Below are 18,745 nucleotides of genomic sequence, written 5' to 3'. Positions count from 1 at the left end.
CGCCCGCTGCTATTGCGCTTTATGCTGGCCAAATCCGCGTAAGATCAAGGCTTTGCGCGTAGCCCAGCCAAATCGCCGTGCCGTGGGTGCGGCCCGGCGATGCGCGGCGGCGCTTCGCGCCTTTGTTCCGCGCAGGGGTGATTCAGACGACGGCCACAAACCACCCCATCACACCCCTTAATCCGCCTTGCGCCCCTGCAAATGCTTGCGCAGTTTCGACGGTGGCGCTTTCTTGCGGCCCTTGAACGGGTTTTTGTCGTTTTGCGACCGCATGAACACACGAATAGGCGTGCCCGGCATGTCGAAATGGTCACGCAACCCATTCACCAGATACCGCGTATAGCTGGCCGGCAGGTCTTCAGGGTGCGAGCACATGAATACAAAGCCCGGCGGGCGGGTTTTGGCCTGTGTGGCATAACGCAGCTTGATGCGCTTGCCGCCCGGTGCGGGGGGCGGGTGCGCCTCGACCATCGCGCCCAGCCATTGGTTCAGTCGCGCGGTGGAAATGCGCCGGTTCCAGACTTCATGCGCGCGCAACACAGCATCGTGCAAACGGTCCAGCCCCTTGCCGGTGATGGCAGACACTGTCACCAGCGGCGCGCCACGAAGCTGCGGCAACAGTTTTTCAAATCCGGTCCGCAGGGCTTTAAGCTTGTCCTGCTTGTCTTCTTCCAGATCCCATTTATTCACCGCAACCACCACCGCGCGCCCTTCCGTCTCGGCGAAATCGGCAATGCGCAGGTCTTGTTGTTCAAACGGAATGGCAGCATCCAGCAGAACCACCACAACTTCGGCAAAGCGCACAGCGCGCAACCCGTCCGAGACTGAAAGCTTTTCCAGCTTATCCGTGACGCGCGCTTTCTTGCGCATACCCGCCGTGTCGAATATCCGCGTGGGTGTGCCCAACCAGTTCAGAGAGACAGAAATCGCATCGCGCGTGATCCCCGCCTCTGGCCCTGTCAGAAGACGATCTTCGCCCAGAATCGTGTTGATCAGCGTGGATTTGCCTGCATTGGGCCGCCCGATGACAGCCACTTGCAACGGGCGCTTGGCGCTGGGGGTGAAATCCTCTGGTGCGTCGTCGCTGACATCCAGATCGGTTTCGGGGGCATCCGCCTCGGCGCGTTCAGAGAATTCATCGGCCACAGGGCGCAGGATGTGATACAGCTCGTCCATCCCCTCGCCATGTTCGGCCGACAGGCGCAACGGCTCTCCCAGACCCAAGGCATAAGCGTCCAGCACACCGGATTCGCCCGCGCGGCCTTCGGCCTTGTTGGCACCAAGGATCACATGATCCGCGCGCTTGCGCAGGATTTCGGCGAACATCTCGTCCGTGGGGGTAATGCCCGTGCGCGCATCAACCAGAAACAGGCAGATATCGGCCATATCGACCGCGCGTTCGGTCAACCGCCGCATGCGCCCCTGCAGGCTTTCATCTGTCACCTCTTCCAGACCGGCAGTGTCGATGACAGTAAAGCGCAGATCGCCCAACCGTGCATCACCTTCGCGCAAATCGCGCGTGACGCCGGGCTGGTCATCGACCAGCGCCAGACGCTTGCCCACCAGACGGTTGAACAGCGTCGATTTTCCGACATTGGGGCGGCCTACGATGGCCAGAGTGAAACTCATGTCTCTTCATGCTCCTGAACGCAAACATGGCCCCACGCAGGGGCCATGCAGTTCCAATACCTGTTTTTGGCCCTTAACGATAGGCCGTCAGCCGACCATCGCGTGACACAACATACAGCGTGCCCCCCACAACAATCGGCGCGATAGCTGCGCCGGAACGCAGCTCTGTTTCCGCGACAAGCGCGCCCGAGGCAGGGTCAAAACTGCGCAACGCACCATCCCCCGACCCGACAATCAACCGGCCACCCGCCAGAACGGGGCCATAATGCGGGAAAATCCCCGCCCGCCTGCGTTCGCGTGTTTCCGTAAACAACGGCAGCGACTCGGCCCAGATAAATTCACCCGTGCCCGCATCCAGCCGCACAAGGCGGTTGCGATCCGACATCAGGAAAACCGACCCGCCAACAGGCCAGACAGGGCCATAAGCTGCTTCATCTGCTGTCCAGATAATGCGCCCGTCACTGCGATTCAACGCCATGACGCGGCCAGACTGGTTGCCGACATAAACAACATCACCCTGTACCACAGGATCACCCGTCACATCCGTGACCGAGGCATAGGCCACACCAATGCGCGTGCCCGCCACAGCACGGCGCCACACAATCTGGCCGGTATCGCGGCGCGCGGCGATCAATTCGCCCGCCGATGTGGGGAACAACACCAATTCACCCGTTACCGCAGGGGCCGCCCCCCCCACCATGGACGAAGGCGACGGCGCGCCCGCAAGCTGCCAGTCGGTCTGGCCGGTTGCCGCATCCAGCGCCCAGGCGGTGCTGTCACTGGCCACCACATACAAGGCACCGCCCGCAATGGTCGGGGCCGCTGTCAGCGGCGCATCAAAGCGTTTGGACCAAACCTCTGCGCCGGTTGCCAGATCCAGCGCCCACAGCATGCCAAAGGCAGAGGTTACGAACAGTTTGCCATCCGCAATCGCCAACCCACCGCCCGAGGCGGAATCGGCGCTGCGTGTGAAATCAGGTGTCAGATCGCGCGTCCATGCAACCGCGCCCGCGCTGGTCACAGCCGTGACCTGCGCGCGGCTGTCCAGCGTATAGACCAGCCCGCCACTTGCCACAGGTTCGGCGGTAATGCGGTGGCGGCGGCCATCGCCCTGCCCGATCGGCACCGACCACGCCTGTTGCAATGCCCCCCCAAGTGCGGGATGCGTGATCCGCGTTGAGGGAGAGCCGAGACGATGCGTCCATTCCGCATTCGCAGCACTTGCGGGCAGCGATATGGGCAATGCGCGGTTGTCAGGTGCTTCGCCCGCATTTTCGGAAAACGGGGCACGCAGGGCAAAACGCTCGCCCTCCAGAACAAATCCACGGTCACAGGCGGCAATAAATGCTGTCAATGCAAGCAGGCTCGCGCAGGTCCAGAGTTTCACCATATGCTCCTATCGCTCCAGCCCGGCACGGTCGGGGTTTGCAAAACTATCCGCCACACAGGCGGCACCTTAGCGTGACGCGACGTCACCACCCAAGGCGACAACAAGCTGCGTGACCCTACGGCGCAATGTGTCCGTCACATCTGATTGAGACAACAAGTCCGTCATTATTTCAATGGCTGTTTCAGGATTTCCCTGTTCCAGTTGCAAAAGCGCCGTTTGTTCCAGCGCCATCGGGCGCAGCGGCTGGCCCGGTTGCGACAGGCCCGCAAGCAGCGCCTCGCGCTCTGCCAGCGGTATGTCACTGCCCCCCGCGATCACCCGCTTCAACGCGGCAAGCTGCCGGTAAGCGTCCGGAAGCGCTGTATCCTCCGACGCGGCCGCCAGTGCCGCCAGCGCGGCAGCGCGGTCGGTTTCCATCAATTCGCCCGCGCTCAGCAGTTGAATCAGCCCCGCTTGCGCGCCTGTTGTGTCAATCTGGGCAAGGGCGCTAACCCGTTCCGAAGGCTCGTTATTTTCCAGCGCCGCCAGAACCGCATCGCCAAAGGCTTCGGCATTGGCGCGGTCTGTGGCCTTGCGCCATTCGTTCCAGCCGGTGCCGCCAACGATCAGCAACACCGCCAGAACCGCAATCCAGCCATACTTGCGCAGATAGCCGATCATGCGGTCGCGGCGCAGTTCTTCTGTCACCTCGTTGAAAAAACTGTCAGGATTGCTCACACGCCACCTCTGTAAAACTCTGCCCCTCTTACCGCGAAGCACCGCATATTGCCAAGCCCTGCCTGCACAGAATCACCCCGCACAAGCGGGCGTCTGCAAAAACCTTGTCGTGAACACAAGGCAGAGACTTGTTTTTCTGCATGTGCAAACCAATCTGAACTGGTCAGTTCAGCGTATTTAAGCTAGATTTCGCCTTATAATCGATCGGAGTGTTGCGTATGCGCGTTTTTCCACTGGTCACAGCACTTGTCGTGACCGTTGTTTTGTACCTGACCATTATGGAACGTGATGCCCTGCTTGGTTTTGCAGGCGTCATGGCGGACGAGGTTCAAGAGCAATCTGACACGCCAGAGCCTGCGCGCGTGCGTGTGCTGGCGCAACGCTCTGTTGCGCAGCCAGTGGCAAGCACGGTCGTTTTGCGGGGCCGGACAGAGGCCATGCGACAGGTCGAGATCCGCTCGGAAACTGCCGGTCTGGTTGTGTCTGACCCCTTGCGCCGTGGCGCAAGTGTTCAGGCAGGTGACAGGCTGTGCGAAGTGGCCCCCGGCGTGCGCAAAGCCGCCCTTGACGAAGCGCAGGCGCGGCTAAGCGAGGCGGAAATCAGTTTCCGCGCCGCCTCGGGCCTGTCAGATAGCGGGTTTTCCACCGAAGTGCGGCTGGCCAATGCCCGCGCCGCGCTGCAAGCCGCACAGGCCGGTGTAGACCGCGCCGTAGAAGAAATGGCGCGGCTGGTCATGCATGCCCCTTTCGATGGCATTCTTGAAACCGACACGGCAGAACTGGGCAGCTTGCTGCAACCCGGCGCGCTATGTGCCACGCTAATCCAGCTGGACCCCATCAAGCTGGTGGGCTTCGCCACCGAAGCGCAGATCGACCGTCTGGAACAAAACGCACCGGCAGGGGCGCAACTGGCCTCTGGGCGCGAGGTGCTGGGCAGCGTCAGCTTCATCGCCCGATCTGCCGATGCGCAAACCCGCACTTTCCGCATAGAGGTGACAATCCCGAACCCCGATGGCCGCATTCGTGACGGGCAAAGCGCCGACATCATCATTCAGGCACAAGACCAAAGCGGCCATCTGTTGCCGGGGTCGGCCCTGACCCTGAATGACGCAGGCGAGTTGGGCCTGCGTCTGGTCGATGACGAAGGCCATGTCAGCTTTGCCCCCGCCCAAATTCTGCGCGACAGCGCCGAGGGTATCTGGCTTGCGGGCCTGCCGGACGAAATTGCCGCCATCATTGTCGGGCAGGAATTCACCCGCGAAGGTGCGCGCGTGCAGGTCACCTGGGCCGATAACACACAGGCCGCACAATGATTGGCATCGTCACATGGGCGGCCAACCATGCGCGCATGGTCATGGCCCTTTTGGTCATGGTGCTGGGTGCTGGCACCGCGGCCTATTTCTCACTCCCGAAAGAGGGCGAGCCGGATATCGAAGTGCCCGCCGTCATCATCACTGTCCCTTTCCCCGGCATTTCGGCGGTCGATGGCGAATCGATGCTGGTCAAACCTATCGAGGCCGAACTTTCGGATCTGGACGGGCTGAAAACAATCAGCGCCTTTTCCGCCGACGGGTTTGCCGCCGCTGTGCTGGAATTCGAATTCGGCTGGGATAAAACCGCCACAATGGCCGACATCCGCGATGCGATGGGCCGCGCCGAAGGGAATTTTCCCGAAGGCGCACAGAATTACTCGATTTCCGAGATCAACTTCTCGCAATTCCCCATCATCATCGTGGCCGTGTCGGGCGATGTATCGGAACGCACGCTTTTGCGCGCCACCCGCGATCTGCAATCGCGGATCGAGGGGCTGGATTCTGTCCTTGAAGCCGAAATCGCAGGCGCGCGCGATGAAATGGTCGAGGTGCTGATCGATCCGTTGCGGCTGGAGGCCTATAACGTCACAGCGGGCGAGTTGATCCGCGTTGTCACCCAAAACAACCAGCTTGTTGCCGCGGGCGAGGTTGAAACCAACCTTGGCGCCTTCGCGGTCACTGTCCCTTCCAGTTTCAACACGCCCGAAGATATTTATCGCCTGCCGGTCAAGGTGAATGGCGATTCCATCGTCACTTTGGGCGATCTGGCAGAAATCCGGCTGACATTTGCAGACCGCGAAGGCACCGCGCGCTTCAATGGTGAAACCAACCTTGCCATTCAGGTGGTCAAGCGCAAAGGCTTCAACGCCATCGATTCCACCGCCCAGGTGCGCGAAGCCATCGAGGCAGAGCGCGCCACCTGGCCGGAAGATTTACAAGCCGCCATCCGCATTACCCCCGCACTCGACAGTTCCATCCAGACGGGCGAGATGGTCACCCAGCTGGAAGGGTCCGTCCTGACAGCCATCGCGCTGGTTATGATCGTGGTGCTGGCCGCCCTTGGCGCGCGCTCGGCGCTGCTGGTGGGGCTGGCCATTCCGACATCCTTCCTGCTGTGCTTCATCCTGCTGGGGCTGATGGATGTGGCGGTGTCCAATATCGTCATGTTCGGGCTAATTCTGGCAGTGGGCGTGCTGGTCGATGGCGCGGTGGTGGTGACGGAATATGCCGACAAACGCCTTGCCGAAGGTGACGGCCCGATGGACGCCTATGTCAAGGCCGCCAAGCGCATGTTCTGGCCTGTCATCGCTTCTACCGCGACCACGCTTTGCGCCTTTCTGCCCATGCTGTTCTGGCCCGGTGTCGCGGGTGAATTCATGGGGCTTTTGCCTGTCACGCTGATTTTCGTTCTGACAGCCTCGCTTGTGGTCGCGCTGATCTTTCTGCCCGTGCTGGGCGGGATCACAGGGCGCATCGCGCGCAAACTGGGCTATCTTACCGATGCCCTGCGCCCCCTGCCCCTGATCTTGCGCCTGACAGTTGCGGGCGCATCTGTTACAGCGCTCGCCTTGGGCGGGTTGATGCTGCTCAACCCCGGTCTGCTGACAGGCGGCACACAAGCGGCGCAATCGCTGGCACAAATGCTGCCGGGGGCTGTGCTGATGGCGCTGGCCGCGATGGGCATTTCCACCAGCTTCGCCGCCATCACACCCCCCCGCAAACCCAAACGCATACGGGCAGAGCGGCAGTATTCCCCCGCAGGCTATATTGCCAAGCTGTTCGTCGGCAATCCAGTCATGCCTGTGGTGCTGGTTGTGGCGGTTGTGGCCTTTGTTATGGGCGTGTTCCAGTATTACGGCGAAAACAATCGCGGCGTTGAATTTTTTGTCGAAACCGAACCAGAGCAGGGCATCATCTATGTCCGCGCACGCGGCAACCTGTCGCTGGCGCAAAAGGACGAATTGGTTCGGCAGGTCGAAGAAATCGCACTGGCAGAAGAAGGGCTTTCTTCGGTCTTTGCTTTCGCGGGCGATGGCGGGCTGAACACCAACACCGCAGGGCAAGGGCCGCCCCGCGACGCGATTGGCCAGATCCAATTCGAGCTGGCACATTGGCGCGACCGACAAGGCAAACCGCATCTGACCGGACAAGCCATTCTTGACCGGCTGGAGGCCGAGTTTGCGCAGCTTCCGGGCATCTATGCCGAATTCCTGATCGCCTCTGGCGGGCCAGCGGGGGCGAAACCTGTGCACTTGCGCCTGACGGGCGAAGACTTTGCCGAGCTTGAAGCGGCTGTTGAGACTGTGCGCGCACGCTTTTCAGACACTCCTGGCCTGTTCGATCTGGAAGATACCCGCCCCGTTCCCGGCATCGACTGGCAGATCAATGTCGATACCGAAATGGCAGGCCGCTTTGGCGCCGATGTGGCCACGATTGGCGGCATGGTGCAGCTTGTCACGCGCGGGCTGCTGCTGGACACAATGCGGGTCGACACCTCGGAAGAAGAAATCGACATTCGCGTCCGCCTGCCCGAAGGCGACAGGTTGCTATCCACGCTGGAAACCTTGCGGGTGCAAACCAATTTCGGGCTGGTGCCCTTGTCGAATTTCATCACCAGCACCACAGTCGCCGCGCGCGGCCAGATCGACCGTGTGAACCAGCAACGCTATTATGACGTGCTGGCCGATGTCCGGGCAGATATGGTGCGTATCGTCAACCGCGAGGGCGAAACCATGCGCGTCGTGACCCGCTCTGACGTGGTGGCGCGCGAACACGCGACAGGGTCGCCCGAATACCAGCGCGTGCGCGAAACACTGGCCGAGATTGAACGCAACGGCTGGCGGCAGGTGCCCATCACAGCAACCGAACGGATCGAGGCGCTGACCAGCTGGCTGGAAAGCGAAAACCCGCTGCCCGCCTCTATCGGGTGGCAATGGACGGGCGAGCAGCAGGATCAGGAAGAAAGCACGCAATTCCTGACCGTCGCCTTCAGCGCGGCGCTGGGGCTGATGTTCGTCATCCTGCTGACGCAGTTCAACAGCTTCTATAATTCGGTGCTGGTGCTGCTGGCGGTTGTGCTGTCCTCGGCAGGGGTTTTGATCGGGATGATCGTCATGGATCAGACCTTTTCCATCATCATGACCGGCACAGGCATTGTGGCGTTGGCGGGCATCGTGGTGAACAACAACATCGTGCTGATTGACACCTATCAAAACTATGCCCGCATCATGCCAAGGATCGAGGCGATCATCCGCACGGTCGAGGCGCGCATCCGCCCTGTGCTGATGACAACCATCACCACAATGGCGGGCCTGACCCCGATGATGCTGGGCCTGTCCATCGACTTTGCCAATGGCGGCTATTCCATCGACAACCCCACAGCGCTGTGGTGGAAACAACTGGCCACGGCGGTGGTGTTCGGGCTGGGGGTTGCAACTGTCCTGACGCTTATGCTGACGCCCGCGCTGCTGGCATTGCGGGTCTGGGTGGAAAAAGGGGCCTATCGCGGGGTGTTCGGGCTGGTGCGGGTCCTCTCGCCACGCGATTCAGCGGCGCGCCGCGACCATGCGCTGGAAAAGAAACTGCGCGGCCTACGCGGAACAGAACTGATCTGGGACACACCACCAGAACCCGCAGAAGTGCAACTGCCCCTGCAACTGGGCGAGCCGCTACCACCCGAAGCCCCTTTGCGCGCAGCGGAATAACGCATCTTGCACCACACCCCCCGAACCCTGTTCGGGGGGGTTTCCTGTCAGACCCACCGCTCCAGCAAGGGGCGCAAATGCACATGTGCCCGCAAGCGTTGGGCCAGCAAAAACATGCCCCCGATCTTGCGATGCATGAACAACAGATCGGCAGGCGGCACATGCCAGAACTCTCTCGCGCCGCCCAAGTCACGGCCTGCAAGGGCCAAATCCTCGATCAGGGTCGCGCGCGCGAAATCATAGGGCGCATCTTGGCGCAAGGGCGCGCTGGCCTGAATGGCCAGATCGAGAATCAACGCTTGGCGCACCTCTGGCTGGCCAGCGGCAAAATACCCCAGATCCAGCATATGCTGCCACATCGCGGCGCGATCCTGCGCCAGAAGGGCGCGTAGCAAGGCGCGGTAGCGCGCTGCGATATCCGGCGCAATGGCGCGCGTCGCGCCAAAATCCAGCAGGACGATCCGGCCATCAGGGGCCAGCCGGTAATTGGCAAAATTCGGGTCCGTCTGCATGAACCCCAGATCAAAAATCTCGCGCAGGACCAGCGTTATAAGCTGCACAACGCGGGCATCGCGGGTGTCTTGGGGGGCATTGGCCAAAGCCTCGATCGGGGCGCTGTCGATGAAATCCATCGCCAGAATGCGCGCTGTGCTATGCGGCGCATGAAAACGCGGAACAGCAAACACCGCATCCCCATGCAAGGCTGTTCCAAAATCCACCAGCGCCGCCGCTTCGCGGGTATAATCGGCCTCTTCATGCAGCTGGGCGCGGGCCTCGGCCAGAAGGGGGGCAATGTCCAGACCTTTGGGCAGCACGCCGGGCATGCGCATCAGCCTGCCCAGCGTTGCAATATCGCTGTCAATACTGCCCGCCACACCCGGAAACTGCACCTTGATCGCCAGATCAGTGCCATCGCGCAACCGCGCCCGATGCACCTGCCCGATGGAGGCAGCAGCAAGCGGCTGCACGTCAAAACGGGCGAATTCCTTGTGCCAATCCGGCCCCCATTCGGCATTCAGCACAGTTTTCAACTGCTTTGGCGGCATGGCAGGCGCATTTGCCTGCAACTGGCCCAGAATGGCCGTCAATTCGGGCGGCAGGGCAAAGCCGTTTTCCATGGACAGCATTTGCCCCAGCTTCATCGCCGCCCCGCGCAGATGCGCAAGCCCGCCCGCCAACCGCACGGCATTGGCAGGCGTCAGGGCCGCATGCGCAAGATCGGGCCTGCGCCCGCGCATCAACTCCGAGGCCACACCCCCCAGCGTGGCCCCAAGAATACCCCCCGCAACCCCGCCCATCCGCAGATTACGCGCGAATGCATGTTGAGGGACGGACCGCGCGCGAAAATTTTGGTCTTTTTCCATGCGTGTAGAAATGGCGTGTCGCCGCGCAATGTCGAGCAGTGAATTCAATTGAGCTGCGCAAGTTTTTTCTTCAGGGGGCTGCCGCCCCCACCCGGCCTGTGGCCGGGTTCCCCCGCGAGTATTTTTCGCAAGAAAATGTGTAAGACGCTTTGGCACCGAAGGGGGGTGTCGCGCTGCCGGAAACACAAAAGCCCCTGCCAGAAGACAGGGGCTTTTGAAGTGGCGCGGTTGACGGGGCTCGAACCCGCGACCCCCGGCGTGACAGGCCGGTACTCTAACCAACTGAGCTACAACCGCGCGATAGGGGCCGTTTAGGCAATCTGCAAACGCCCGTCAAGCACAAAGCGGCAGGAATTTTGCGCGCAGGATCAAAAATCAGACTTGGCTGCGCGCATCTCTCTGGTGCCAGGCCAGCCAGCCCAGAGTGGCAAGGTAAACAAGATCCGCCACCACCAGCGTGACCCATGTGCGCAAGAACAGCAGCCCCACAAAGGCACTCATCCCGATCATGATCCAGATCGCGTTTTCCCGCGCGATCCGCACCGCCTTGAGCGACGGTGTGGGCAGGCGCGACACCATCAACAGCCCTATACCCGCCAGATAAAGCGCCACCAGAACGGGGGCGCGCGCAGGGTCCAGCAATCCGGACAGGCCCAGATAGACCGGCAGCAGGCCAAGCATCGCACCCGCAGGCGCAGGCACCCCCACGAAATGGCGCTGTGCAGCCCCATCGGGCGTTGCGCGCGAGATATTGAACCGCGCCAGCCGCAAACAGGCGCAAACCGCGAAGACCAACACGAAAATCCAGCCGACACCGGCCATTGGCCCTGCCAAAGCATAGCCGAACACCAGAATGCCCGGCGCAACCCCGAAGCTGACAAAATCGGCAAAACTGTCAAGTTCCGCCCCGAAGGAGCTGGCCGCATTCAGCTTGCGCGCCAGAAGCCCGTCAAACCCGTCCATCACAGCGGCAAAAATGATCAGCGCGGCCGCCAGCTCAAAGCGTTCGTCGAATGTGTAGCGAATAGCACTTAACCCGGCGCACATGCCCAGAATCGTCACCAGATTGGGCACCAGTTGCAACAGGGGCAAACGCTCGCGCGGCATGATCAGCGCGCCTGTGCCATGCGGCGCGGCTCTGTGCTGGCAAGGTCTGCAATAACTGTTTCCGCCGAGATCATGGTCTGGCCCAATGCAACCAGCGGCGCGACCCCTTCGGGCAAATACACATCAACACGCGAGCCGAACCGAATCATGCCAAAGCGCGCGCCGGTGGCAAGGCTTTGCCCCTCTTCGACCTCACACAGGATGCGCCGCGCCACCAGACCGGCAATCTGCACAACTGCGATCTTGCGGCCATCGGCCATTTCGATCGCCAGCGAATTACGCTCGTTATCCACACTGGCCTTGTCCAGCGAGGCATTCAGGAATTTGCCGGGCCGGTAGGCAATGCTGGTGATCGTGCCGCCAATCGGCGCGCGGTTCACATGGCAGTTAAACACATTCATGAACACCGAAACCCGCGTCAGGGGGTGGTCACCCATGCCCAGCTCGGCAGGTGGCACGGCAGGTTCGATCAGTGAAATCACCCCATCCGCAGGGCTGACAAGCAAACCCTCGCGCATAGGCGTCTGGCGCTCGGGGTCGCGGAAGAAGTAGTAACACCAGACTGTCAGGCCAACACCCACCCAGCCCAAAGGCTGCCAGATCAGGAACAGCAGCACTGTGACCGCGGCAAAGATGCTGATGAATTTATAGCCTTCCTTGTGGATCGGCTTCACAACAGTTGAAAGCATGTCAGCGGCCATATGGCTTCCTTCACTAGGTTAAATCAGACCGATATCGCCCTGCGCCCGGTCTTCGTGAAAACGCGCGGCGAATAGCTCAAGCCTGCCCGCAGAAATCGCGTCCCGCAACCCTTGCATCAGGCGCTGGTAATAGGCCAGGTTATGCCAGGTCAACAACATCGCGCCAATGATCTCGTCGCTTTTGATCACATGATGCAGATAGGCGCGGCTATAGTTGCGGCAGGCGGGGCAGGGGCACCCCTCTTCCAGCGGGCGCGGGTCATCGCGGTGGCGCGCATTGCGCAGGTTGACAGGCCCGCGCGCCGTCCAGCCCTGCCCCGTGCGGCCAGAGCGTGACGGAAGCACGCAGTCAAACATATCCACCCCGCGCTGGACCGCGCCCACAATGTCATCGGGCTTGCCCACCCCCATCAGATAGCGCGGCTTGTCTTCGGGCAGCTGGCCGGGCGCATATTCCAGCACACCGAACATGGCCTCCTGCCCCTCGCCCACGGCCAGCCCGCCAATGGCATAGCCGTCAAAACCGATGGCGCGCAGCGCCTCTGCCGAGCGCGCGCGCAAATCAGGCTCCAGCCCGCCCTGCTGGATACCAAACAGCGCATGGCCCGGCCGGTCCCCGAACGCATCGCGCGAGCGCTGCGCCCAACGCATCGACAACTGCATAGAGGCGTCGATCGCCGCACGATCCGCAGGCAGCGCCGGACATTCGTCAAAGGCCATCACAATGTCAGACCCCAGCAGGCGCTGTATCTCCATCGACCGCTCGGGCGTCAGCATATGGCGCGACCCGTCAATATGGCTGGAAAACTGCACACCTTCTTCCGTCAGCTTGCGCAAAGACGCCAGCGACATCACCTGAAACCCGCCCGAATCCGTCAGAATGGGCCGGTCCCAGTTCATGAACCTGTGCAAGCCCCCTAAGTCCGCAATCCGCTCGGCCGTAGGGCGCAGCATCAGATGGTAGGTATTGCCCAGCAAAATATCCGCGCCCGTCTCGCGCACCGACTCCGGCATCATGGCCTTGACAGTGGCCGCCGTGCCCACGGGCATGAAGGCAGGTGTGCGTATCTCGCCCCTCGGGGTGGAAATCACACCTGTGCGCGCGCGCCCGTCCCGGGCCGATATATCGAAGCTGAAACCCATAAGCATTGCCCTTTATCTGCCCCGTTCCTTTGGCGCAAAAGCTTGGCCTTGCCAAGCACTGCCCATTTTCTTGCCAAAAATACTCAAATCCCGCGCTTGGCCAAACGGCGCTTTGCGCGCGGGGGCAAGCGGGTGGGTGGGTGGGCGACGCCCCCGCGCGCAAAGCCCGTGTCACCGCGATCGGCGCAGATAGACATAATAGGCGCCACTGCCGCCATGGCGGGCATGCGCTTCACGGATTTCCAGCACCACCCCATGCAGCGGCGCCATGCGCAACCATTGCGGCACATCATGCTTCAGCGCGCCCTGCCTGCGCGGGATCGGGCCATCATCGCCCACTGTCTTGCCCTTGCCGGTGATCACCAGCACCAACCGCAATCCCTGCGCCTGTGCGCGCAAAATAAACCCGTTCAGCACTCCATGTGCCTGCGCCAATGTCATGCCATGCAGGTCGATGCGCGCCTCCGGGTCCAGCTTGCCACGGCTTAGGCGCTGGAATTTCCGCTTGTCCATGCGCACCGGCACCTGCGCCAGCGCTTCGGACAAGGGGTGCGCCAGATCATGTCCGGGCGGGGGGCGCGAAGGGGTGGGGCGGTAGCTGCCGCGTGCTGTCTCGGGGGTGGGGCGAAACCGGGGCTTTGCCTCGGGCACCGGCGCGGGGTCTGGCATGAAGACAGGCTTGGGGTCAGATTTCAAAGGCCGCGCAGTCTGCACCACGCGGCCCCAAAGTTCCTGATCCTCCGGCGAGAGACCGCGCCGCCTGCGGGTCATTCGCCCGTCGCCACCAACTTCCAGTTGGGGCTGTCCGAACTCATATCGCGCGCGAAAGTCCACACATCTTTCTGCCGCTTGATCTCGTTGGGGTCACCTTCGATCACTTCGCCGCTATCCGCCTTGCGCACAACCGAAGTCAACTCGCCCACAAACTTGATCGTGATCTCGCCTTCCTTGGTCTGCTCGTCAAACAGCGCGTCGACAATGCTCAACTCCCGCAGGCCGACAAAGGTCGCATCCACGCGCAACCCTTCTGTTTCGCGCAGCTGCACAACCTCGTCAAAGCTGTTGAACACATCGCGCGACAGGAAAGGCAGGATCGAATCCAGATCAGACGATTCAAACGCCATCAGGATCATCTCATAGGCACCGCGCGCGCCTTGCAGGAATTCATCGACACTGAAATCGGGGTCTGTGGCTTTCATCCGCCCCAGCGCCTTGGCCATGTCAGACCCTTCGGGCACATGATCGGTGATATCCGTATCCGGCCCCCCCTCGATCACCTCAAAGCGGGGTTTGCCCGCAATCTCGGGTCCGGACCCCTGACGGGGAAGCGGTTTTTGTTCAAAGCCATCGCGCGTCCCCAATACAGATCGCAAACGCAAAATCAGAAAGACAGCTATTCCGGCAAGAATAAGAAGCTGGATCACGGCAGGTTCCATTGTTTCCTCGGCCAAGGGTTGGTATGGCGGGTCTGTTGCCTATGTAAGGTGGGTTGCGGGTCAAGTCCACCACATGCGACCATGTCACTTGCGAGAAGGACAAAGTAATGTGGATTTTACTGGTTTTTCTGGCTGTTCCTATCCTTGAAATTGCATTGTTTGTGCAAATCGGGGCACAATTTGGTGTGATCGGCACATTGGCAGAGGTTTTTGCCACAGCGGCCATCGGTTTGGTGCTGCTGCGGCTGGAACCGCATCGCAACGCACATGACGTGCGCGCGGCCCTCGACCGCGATGCAAGCCCCGCCAGCCCGATGGCGCATTCCGCCCTGCGCATGATTGGCGCAGTCCTGCTGGTGCTGCCGGGCTTTTTCACCGACATGCTGGGGCTTTTGCTGCTGCCCCCTGTGCGGATGGTGCTGCTGGTCCGGCTGCTGAAAAACCTTCGCCGCGCGCATACCCGCAGCGAAGCCGTCATCATTGAAGGCGAATATGAACACCGCCCGGACCCCGACACCCCCCCGCCACCACGCCTGAATGACAGGGAAAAGCGGGATTGAGCCAGAACAGGTGCGCTGATACAAGCTGCGCCAGATACCGAATTACCCGGAAAAATATGAGGAGCTATTAGATGTCTGAATCCGAACCGCAGGGCAATGGCGCCCAGCCAGCAGCCGCAACACCGCCAAAGGTCAATATGCGCATTCTTGCGCAATTCATGCGTGATCTGTCCTTCGAGAATGTGGCGGCGCAGAAAAAACTGCAAGGCTCGAATGTGCAGCCGGATATTCAGGTGCAGGTCAGTCTGGACGCCAACAAGCGCGAGGCAGACAACCAGTACGAGGTTGGCACCAAGTTCAAGATCACATCAAAGAACAAATCCGACGCGCAAACCCTGTTTATCGTGGAACTGGACTATGTGGGCCTCTTCCAGATCGAGGGCGTGCCACAAGAACAGCTGCACCCTTTCCTGCTGATCGAATGCCCGCGGATGATCTTCCCCTTTGCGCGCCGCATCATTTCCGATGTCACCCGCGATGGCGGCTTCCCGCCGCTGAACCTCGACACTGTGGATTTCCTTGCCCTTTACAAGCAGGAATTGCAGCGTCAGGCAGCCCTTCAGACAAACCCGACCGAAGCGCCCGTCGCCAACTGACCCGCGCAAGATATGCTGTGTATTCAGGCCCCCTTCTCGGGGGCCTTTTTCATACCTTGCGGTATTTGCCCCAGACCGCCGCCTCTCCCATCGCGGCAACGAAAGCGGCATGCGCGGCGCGTTCATCCTCTGTCACGCGCGAGGGCAGGGGCGAGGGCCTGCGCGGCAAAGGTGCCGCGCGTTGTCCGGCACCCGCGCTGCCCTGTGCTGGCCGCGAGGACAGCGCGAAATCGGGCTGCTGCCCGCCTGCCAGTTCCAGATACACCTCGGCCAGAATTTCACTGTCCAGAAGCGCGCCATGTTTCGTGCGCGACGAATTGTCGATGGAAAACCGCCGGCACAACGCATCCAGCGACGCCGGAGAGCCGGGAAATTTCTTGCGCGCCAGCGTCAGCGTGTCAAATGCCCGCTCGAACGGCAGAACAGGGCGACCGGCCCAACCCAGTTCGGCATTCAGGAATTTCATGTCAAAGGCGGCGTTGTGAATAACCAGCCTGTCATCGGCCACAAATTCCAGAAACGCATCGACAATCTGGTCAAACACCGGCTTGTCGCGCAGGAAATCATCTCCCAGCCCATGCACCTCGAACGCCTCGGGCGGCATAGGGCGCTTGGGGTTGATATATTGGTGATATGTCCGCCCTGTGGGCATCAGGTTGACCAGCTCGACAATGCCGATCTCGACAATGCGGTGGCCTTCACCGGGTTCAAACCCCGTGGTTTCCGTATCCAGCACCAGTTCACGCATGGTCTGCCTCCAGTCTTGTGACAAGGTTCTGAACTGCGGCGCGCGCGCTGTCCATATCTGTTGTCTCGATCACGAAATCCGCGCGCGCGCGCTTCTCGGCATCGGGCATCTGGCGCGCTAGAATGGCGTCCAGCTGCGCCGCACTCATGCCTACGCGCGCCAAAACGCGGGCGCGCTGCACATCTTCAGGCGCAGTGACGACCAGCACGCCATCCACCTCTGCGCCTGTCTCGAATAACAGGGGTATATCCAACACCCCCAAAGGCCCTTGAACACAGGCCACGAACGCAGCACGATCTTGCGCCACCAGCGGGTGAACAACCGCTTCCAACCGCCCCAGCGCCGAAGGGTCGCGCGCGATCCACGCTTTCAGTGCATCACGGTCAACCGCCCCCTCCACAACCGCCCCGGGGCATAGCGCGCCCACCGGCCCAACCGCAGCGCCGCCTTGGGCATACAGCCTGTGAACAGCGGCATCCGCATCCCAGACCGGCACGCCCAATTCACGGAAAAACCCCGCTGTGGTGCTTTTTCCCATCCCGATAGAGCCGGTCAGCCCAAGCAGATAAGGCCGCGTCATGCCCCCAGCACCGCAGCGCGCAACGCATCGCTCACCTGTGGCCTGCGCCCGAACCAGCGCGCAAACCCCGGCACGGCCTGATGCAGCAACATGCCCAACCCATCGACAGCCACACAGCCGCACGCGCGCGCTTGGCGCAGCAAATCCGTCTCTAGCGGTGTATAGACCAGATCAGTAACAACTGTGCGCGGGTCAAACAGGGCAGGCGGCATGTCCAACGCGGGCTGGCCCGCCATCCCGAGAGAGGTTGTATTCACAACCAATGCCGCATCTGCCGCCGCCTGTGGCCATTCGGCCCAGTCAACAACACTGACAGGGGCGGCAATCTCGGCCTGCAAGACCTCTGCGCGCGCGCGTGTCCGGTTGGACAGCACTATGCGGGGCACACCTGCATCTGCCAGCGCCACAATCACCGCGCGCGCAGCACCCCCGGCCCCCAGCACCAGCGCCATACCCTCTGCCCGCCATGCGGGGGCGCCATCGCGCAAATTCTGCATAAAGCCGTAGCCATCTGTATTGTCCGCGTGAATGTGCCCATCGACAAATGACAGCGTATTCGCCGCCCCGATCGCGCGCGCCATGGGGGTGGCAGTATCGGCCAGCGCCAAGGCGGCTTCCTTATGCGGAATGGTCACATTCACACCAACAAAGCCCATCGCGGGCAGGGTGTGCAAAACCGCCGCCAGATCCTTGGCTTCCACATGCAGCGGAACGTAATGGCCCTTAATCCCGTAATCGCGCAACCATGTGCCATGCAATACGGGCGAACGGCTATGCCCGACAGGGCAACCAATCACACCGGCCAAAGGTATCTTGCTCATCCCTCAATCTCTCCTCGCAGCGCCAGATAATTCAGCAATTCCAACAAGGGCAGGCCCAGAATGGTGAAATAATCTCCCTGTATCTGCGCAAACAGCCGCACGCCCTCTTCCTCCAGCTTATAGCCCCCAACCGAAGTACCGATCGCGGGCCAGTTGCGGGCCAGATAGGCTTCCATATACCTGTCCGAGAAATTGCGCATCACCAACCGCGCCACACCCACATGCCGCCAGACAGGCTTGCCATCCTCATACAGCACCGCCGCCGACAAAAGCTGATGCGTCCCGCCCCGCAACAGGCGCAACTGGTCACGCGCGGCATCTATACTGGGCGGCTTTTCCAAGATTGCGCCTTTATGCGCCAAAACCTGATCACAGCCCAAAACCAGACAGCCCGCCATGCGGCCAGACACTTTGCGCGCCTTGGCCTCGGCAAGGGTGTCGGCAATGTCGCGCGGGCTTGCCTCTTCTGCCAGCAAGGATGCAATGATCGCCGTTTCATCAACCCGCGCCACGCAAATCTCGGGCTGCACACCCGCCTGTTCCAACATTTGCCGCCGGATTTCGGAACCAGAGGCCAAGACAAGCACCATGTGGATAACCTTGTGTTCAAGCGTGCCAATAAGTGAAGGCAATTCGGCAGGATATCCCCCGCCAAAGCAAGTGCTGGCATGTTGTGCCTGCCTCTGCAAGTCCACACGGGCGTCTATCCACACGGGATAACCCGACCCCCCCACGCTGTGCAAAACCTGAATCCTAAAACATCACGAACCCGTTATTCTTGGTTTGTTCTGTTTTATCTTGTTGTTTTTATTATGTTTTATCCAAAGAAAAAACCGGAATAGATTTTCCCAAACTGTGGATAACTCTGTGCATCAAAAACTTATCCCCATATCCACAGCCCTTACTACTACATCATTCCCTTATCTCTATTTTTTA

The 18,745-nt window shown here is 61.1% G+C and carries 17 protein-coding genes and 1 tRNA gene; 4 read left to right on the top strand and 14 right to left on the bottom strand.

What is annotated here, in order from left to right; translation table 11 throughout:
* Positions 1 to 177: 177 nt before the first annotated feature.
* The 3 genes from der to BG455_RS01110 all read right to left on the bottom strand — a co-directional run bounded on the left by der (position 178) and on the right by BG455_RS01110 (position 3,736).
* Complete coding sequence (der, locus tag BG455_RS01120; RefSeq protein ID WP_071468101.1) at positions 178 to 1,629, bottom strand: ribosome biogenesis GTPase Der; 1,452 nt, start codon at positions 1,627 to 1,629, stop codon at positions 178 to 180.
* Positions 1,630 to 1,702: 73 nt separating this feature from the next.
* A complete protein-coding gene (locus BG455_RS01115) occupies positions 1,703 to 2,983 on the bottom strand; it encodes an outer membrane protein assembly factor BamB family protein (protein WP_245735432.1) in 1,281 nt (426 codons plus the stop codon).
* A gap of 102 nt (positions 2,984 to 3,085) precedes the next feature.
* Entirely contained in the window at positions 3,086 to 3,736 is a 651-nt protein-coding gene (locus BG455_RS01110; protein WP_071468099.1) for a hypothetical protein, read from the bottom strand.
* 218 nt (positions 3,737 to 3,954) lie between these two features.
* Here BG455_RS01110 and BG455_RS01105 point away from each other — a divergent pair, with 218 nt between their 5' ends.
* Both BG455_RS01105 and BG455_RS01100 read left to right on the top strand, forming a co-directional pair.
* Positions 3,955 to 5,049, top strand: coding sequence for an efflux RND transporter periplasmic adaptor subunit (locus BG455_RS01105; protein ID WP_071468098.1), 1,095 nt, complete (start codon positions 3,955 to 3,957; stop codon positions 5,047 to 5,049).
* Positions 5,046 to 8,753, top strand: a complete 3,708-nt coding sequence (locus BG455_RS01100; RefSeq protein ID WP_071468097.1) for an efflux RND transporter permease subunit — start codon at positions 5,046 to 5,048, stop codon at positions 8,751 to 8,753. The genes BG455_RS01105 and BG455_RS01100 overlap by 4 nt, the downstream gene beginning before the upstream one ends.
* A gap of 47 nt (positions 8,754 to 8,800) precedes the next feature.
* Here BG455_RS01100 and BG455_RS01095 read toward each other — a convergent pair whose 3' ends face one another.
* The 7 genes from BG455_RS01095 to BG455_RS01065 all read right to left on the bottom strand — a co-directional run bounded on the left by BG455_RS01095 (position 8,801) and on the right by BG455_RS01065 (position 14,504).
* Positions 8,801 to 10,117 carry an ABC1 kinase family protein gene (locus BG455_RS01095; protein ID WP_071468205.1) on the bottom strand — a complete coding sequence of 439 codons (1,317 nt, stop codon included), beginning with the start codon at positions 10,115 to 10,117 and terminating at the stop codon, positions 8,801 to 8,803.
* A gap of 220 nt (positions 10,118 to 10,337) precedes the next feature.
* A tRNA-Asp gene (locus BG455_RS01090) sits at positions 10,338 to 10,414 on the bottom strand.
* Positions 10,415 to 10,492: 78 nt separating this feature from the next.
* A complete protein-coding gene (gene pssA / locus BG455_RS01085) occupies positions 10,493 to 11,224 on the bottom strand; it encodes a CDP-diacylglycerol--serine O-phosphatidyltransferase (protein ID WP_071468096.1) in 732 nt (243 codons plus the stop codon).
* Between the two features lie 2 nt (positions 11,225 to 11,226).
* Positions 11,227 to 11,925 carry a phosphatidylserine decarboxylase gene (locus tag BG455_RS01080; RefSeq protein ID WP_071468095.1) on the bottom strand — a complete coding sequence of 233 codons (699 nt, stop codon included), beginning with the start codon at positions 11,923 to 11,925 and terminating at the stop codon, positions 11,227 to 11,229.
* A gap of 18 nt (positions 11,926 to 11,943) precedes the next feature.
* Entirely contained in the window at positions 11,944 to 13,074 is a 1,131-nt protein-coding gene (gene tgt, locus BG455_RS01075; protein ID WP_071468094.1) for a tRNA guanosine(34) transglycosylase Tgt, read from the bottom strand.
* 165 nt (positions 13,075 to 13,239) lie between these two features.
* A complete protein-coding gene (locus BG455_RS01070) occupies positions 13,240 to 13,839 on the bottom strand; it encodes a Smr/MutS family protein (RefSeq protein WP_071468093.1) in 600 nt (199 codons plus the stop codon).
* The gene (locus BG455_RS01065; RefSeq protein WP_071468092.1) at positions 13,836 to 14,504 is read right to left on the bottom strand and encodes a Tim44/TimA family putative adaptor protein; all 669 of its coding nucleotides are present in this window, start codon (positions 14,502 to 14,504) and stop codon (positions 13,836 to 13,838) included. Before BG455_RS01065 ends, BG455_RS01070 begins: the two co-directional genes overlap by 4 nt.
* A gap of 107 nt (positions 14,505 to 14,611) precedes the next feature.
* On the opposite strand from BG455_RS01065, the gene BG455_RS01060 reads away from it, so the two are divergent.
* Together BG455_RS01060 and secB are read left to right on the top strand one after the other, a co-directional pair.
* Complete coding sequence (locus BG455_RS01060) at positions 14,612 to 15,064, top strand: FxsA family protein (RefSeq protein WP_071468091.1); 453 nt, start codon at positions 14,612 to 14,614, stop codon at positions 15,062 to 15,064.
* A 71-nt stretch (positions 15,065 to 15,135) separates the two neighbouring features.
* Complete coding sequence (secB, locus tag BG455_RS01055; protein WP_071468090.1) at positions 15,136 to 15,660, top strand: protein-export chaperone SecB; 525 nt, start codon at positions 15,136 to 15,138, stop codon at positions 15,658 to 15,660.
* A gap of 49 nt (positions 15,661 to 15,709) precedes the next feature.
* On the opposite strand, the gene dnaQ is transcribed toward secB, so the two are convergent.
* The 4 genes from dnaQ to BG455_RS01035 are packed head-to-tail and all read right to left on the bottom strand — an operon-like array spanning position 15,710 to position 18,399.
* Complete coding sequence (gene dnaQ / locus BG455_RS01050; protein WP_071468089.1) at positions 15,710 to 16,408, bottom strand: DNA polymerase III subunit epsilon; 699 nt, start codon at positions 16,406 to 16,408, stop codon at positions 15,710 to 15,712.
* A complete protein-coding gene (coaE, locus tag BG455_RS01045; protein WP_071468088.1) occupies positions 16,401 to 16,988 on the bottom strand; it encodes a dephospho-CoA kinase in 588 nt (195 codons plus the stop codon). Before coaE ends, dnaQ begins: the two co-directional genes overlap by 8 nt.
* Positions 16,985 to 17,809 carry a shikimate dehydrogenase gene (locus BG455_RS01040; RefSeq protein ID WP_071468087.1) on the bottom strand — a complete coding sequence of 275 codons (825 nt, stop codon included), beginning with the start codon at positions 17,807 to 17,809 and terminating at the stop codon, positions 16,985 to 16,987. The genes coaE and BG455_RS01040 overlap by 4 nt, the downstream gene beginning before the upstream one ends.
* Positions 17,806 to 18,399 carry a Maf family protein gene (locus tag BG455_RS01035; RefSeq protein ID WP_071468086.1) on the bottom strand — a complete coding sequence of 198 codons (594 nt, stop codon included), beginning with the start codon at positions 18,397 to 18,399 and terminating at the stop codon, positions 17,806 to 17,808. Before BG455_RS01035 ends, BG455_RS01040 begins: the two co-directional genes overlap by 4 nt.
* Between the last annotated feature and the right edge of the window lie 346 nt (positions 18,400 to 18,745).

The sequence above is a fragment of the Roseinatronobacter thiooxidans genome (genome assembly GCF_001870675.1).
Taxonomy (GTDB): Bacteria; Pseudomonadota; Alphaproteobacteria; order Rhodobacterales; family Rhodobacteraceae; genus Roseinatronobacter; species Roseinatronobacter thiooxidans.
This window is presented reverse-complemented; position numbering and strand designations above follow the sequence as displayed.